This window comes from Elusimicrobiota bacterium (genome assembly GCA_040757695.1).
GTDB lineage: Bacteria > Elusimicrobiota > UBA8919 > UBA8919 > UBA8919 > JBFLWK01.
In genome coordinates this window covers 1-2,763 of record JBFLWK010000153.1, presented here as the reverse complement: position 1 = coordinate 2,763, position 2,763 = coordinate 1, and the positions used below count along the sequence as shown (strand labels likewise).

3 protein-coding genes are annotated in these 2,763 nt (G+C 38.4%); 1 reads left to right on the top strand and 2 read right to left on the bottom strand.

The features are described 5' to 3' along the window. Window positions 1-201: 201 nt before the first annotated feature. Together AB1349_13450 and AB1349_13445 are read right to left on the bottom strand one after the other, a co-directional pair. Window positions 202-519, bottom strand: a complete 318-nt coding sequence (locus tag AB1349_13450; protein MEW6558330.1) for a hypothetical protein — start codon at window positions 517-519, stop codon at window positions 202-204. Between the two features lie 146 nt (window positions 520-665). After that, the gene (locus tag AB1349_13445; GenBank protein MEW6558329.1) at window positions 666-1,049 is read right to left on the bottom strand and encodes a DUF3566 domain-containing protein; all 384 of its coding nucleotides are present in this window, start codon (window positions 1,047-1,049) and stop codon (window positions 666-668) included. Between the two features lie 157 nt (window positions 1,050-1,206). Between AB1349_13445 and AB1349_13440 the strand changes: the two genes are divergently transcribed. Further along, window positions 1,207-2,718, top strand: a complete 1,512-nt coding sequence (locus AB1349_13440) for a MarR family transcriptional regulator (GenBank protein ID MEW6558328.1) — start codon at window positions 1,207-1,209, stop codon at window positions 2,716-2,718. The last annotated feature ends 45 nt before the right edge of the window (window positions 2,719-2,763 follow it).

Sequence of the window (2,763 nt, the reverse complement as noted above, 5' to 3'; positions counted from 1 at the left end):
GGAAACGGAGACCTTGACTATTGCCCCACTTTTGAATTTTTGTTAACATACCAACCTCCCTTTTTGTATATACAAGTATATACTGTATTGTTGTAAATGTCAAGACATTTGTTTTTTCTGCATATTGGTCTAACGATAGAGCTCAGCCGCCGAGCGTAAGCGAGGTCGGCTGCAGCGATTGGTTAGGTGGCTTTTCATTTTTTATTCAATAAATTTTGATCCTGCTAAACCAACCCCTACTCCGAGAATCGCAGAAAAAATAAACATCGGAATTATGGCTTTTGGATCTTGCGGATATACAATTATCATAATGGGGATTGCTGTTAATTCTGCTATTACTAATCCTTTTAGCCAAGGTTGAATATCCCAGTTTACATATGGAATAATCAATCCCAGCACAATCCAATGAATAAAGGCTGAAATACAGGCAAATTTATCCAGTTTTTGAATTAGCATTGGCACAACATCTATTATCCCAGCAGTAACCCCGATAATTAATGCTATGATAATATTATTCATAATTTACCCCTTATTTTGTTTTTCTACACCTAACGATTGAGCTCACCTGTCCGCCTTAGGCGGGTCAGGTGCAGCGATTGGTTAGACAAATAATTTTGCCCTCCAATTTGTTATAGTCCTAATCTCTGTTTGAGCACTAACTACTATTATTTCAATTCTGTCTTTATTCCACCTACCAACCCTGCAATAATGTTGTATATGACTGCTCCTATGCCAAAGAGTATTCCACCAATAATTCCTGCTATTGTTCCTATAATCATTCCTGCTAATAATGCTGGAACAACACCTATTTTAGCAATTTTAGCAGGTGGGAAATCTTGATTCTCCATTACTTTCTTACAACAAGAGTCTTCACCAGCGATTTTTTTCATTTCATTCATTTTCGCAGACATTTTGGGTGCCACTATAGTTCCTATGAAGCCTCCAGCAAGCAGTCCAAAGACAATCCCTATTATAACACAAGTTATTGTGCCTACTTTAAGCGCAGAGACAGCATTCAGTCTACTGATTTCATATTCCATTTTCTCCATTTTGTTCCCTCCTTATCCTAACCTGGCGAAGCCAGAACCAAAAATTTTGAGTTAATAAATCTTTTTTTAAAATAATTTCCTATCAGTTTACCAAAGTTTTATATATACATTGTAATTTTTATCATTACCATTAAAATTTTTGTGAGGTTTTTAAATTATGGAACTTTTAACAGAACGTTATTCGGCCAAAATAAAAGGCGTACTTTCCTGCTATGATCGGATAGTTATTAATGGTACGATCCCCGAGTTCAACTATGAAGAAGCAATCACAGGATTTTTTAATCATAACAAAATTCCTCTTTTTGATTACCCTAGGATCGCAATGGTCTGGCGGGATATTATCCGTGAGAATGCCGAAAAAATAGCCCAGGAAAATGGTATTGAGATTGAGTTTCTGCGTAAAGCTGACACCCGCAAGGAAGATTTAGTTCAGAAGGTAATTAAAAAGCGTAGTGCTCAGCCGGGTTTAGTCCACATTCTCTCTGCCATGGAATCCTGTACAGCCTATAGACCTTGGCATGATAAGCGGTGCAATAGAAACTATCTTCGACGAACATCAGGAAAATGTCTACATTTCTATTTCTATTTTATTGATGAGACCCTTGGACTTTGCTATGTACGGGTTCCCACCTGGTCACCTTTCCGGCTCCAAATATATTTCAATGGACATAATTGGTTGGCCAGTCAGATGAACAAGAAAAATATTTCCTACGAACTGGCCGATAATGTCTTTTTGAACATCGGTAGTTTTGACAAGGCACAACGATTGTTGGACGATTTCCGAGTAGAGCCTCTACATCGGCTTTTAGACCGGTTCGCTAATCAGTATTGTCCAATTATTAACCAATTAAGTCTTACATACCATTGGAGCATTATGCAGGTGGAATATGCCACCGATATTATCTTTAAAAGGCAGGCCGACCTAAAACCCATATACGAACATCTCACCCGGACAGCCATCCATACCATAAAGCCAGATCATATCGCCACTTTCTTGGGCAGAAAAATACACGGTCTTTATCAAGATGAGTTTGGCAATAACTTCAACACAAGAATTGAAGGTACCCGTATCAAACATGCTATGGGGCCTGTAGCCATTAAAATGTACGATAAATACGCCTTAGTGCTTCGGATTGAAACAACTGTTCATAATGTCTCGTTTTTTAAGCACTACCGAGAGGTAGTACAGCGGGACGGTACGCGTACCCAAAAAGTGGCTGTAATGAAAAAGAATATTTATAGTCTTTTCCCATTACGGCGCATTCTGGCTGATGCCAATCATCGATATCTTGTATTCATTTCTAGTATCGAGGACCGTTCTGCAGGGATTAAAAACCTCACAAAAATTTCAAAGAGCGTTCAGGAAAACGGCCGCCCCTATAAAGGATTCAACCTCTTCAGTCAGGAGGACCATCTTTTATTCCAAATCATCGCCAGCGGCGAGTTCACAATCAGCGGTTTCCAAAATAAAAACCTCCGTAGCAAACTCATATGTAAATCAACTGGCCAGATATCAAGGCTGTTAAAACGCCTTATAACCCATGGCCTTATTAAACGAATCAGAAATACCTACAAGTATTACCTCACTCATTTAGGCCACCAATTGATTACTACGGCTTTAAAACTCAAAGAACTGTTCATCATTCCTCAACTATGCTACCAATCCTAAAATCTTTTGCCATAAAAAACAACAAATTATCTTTTAAGTTACTAA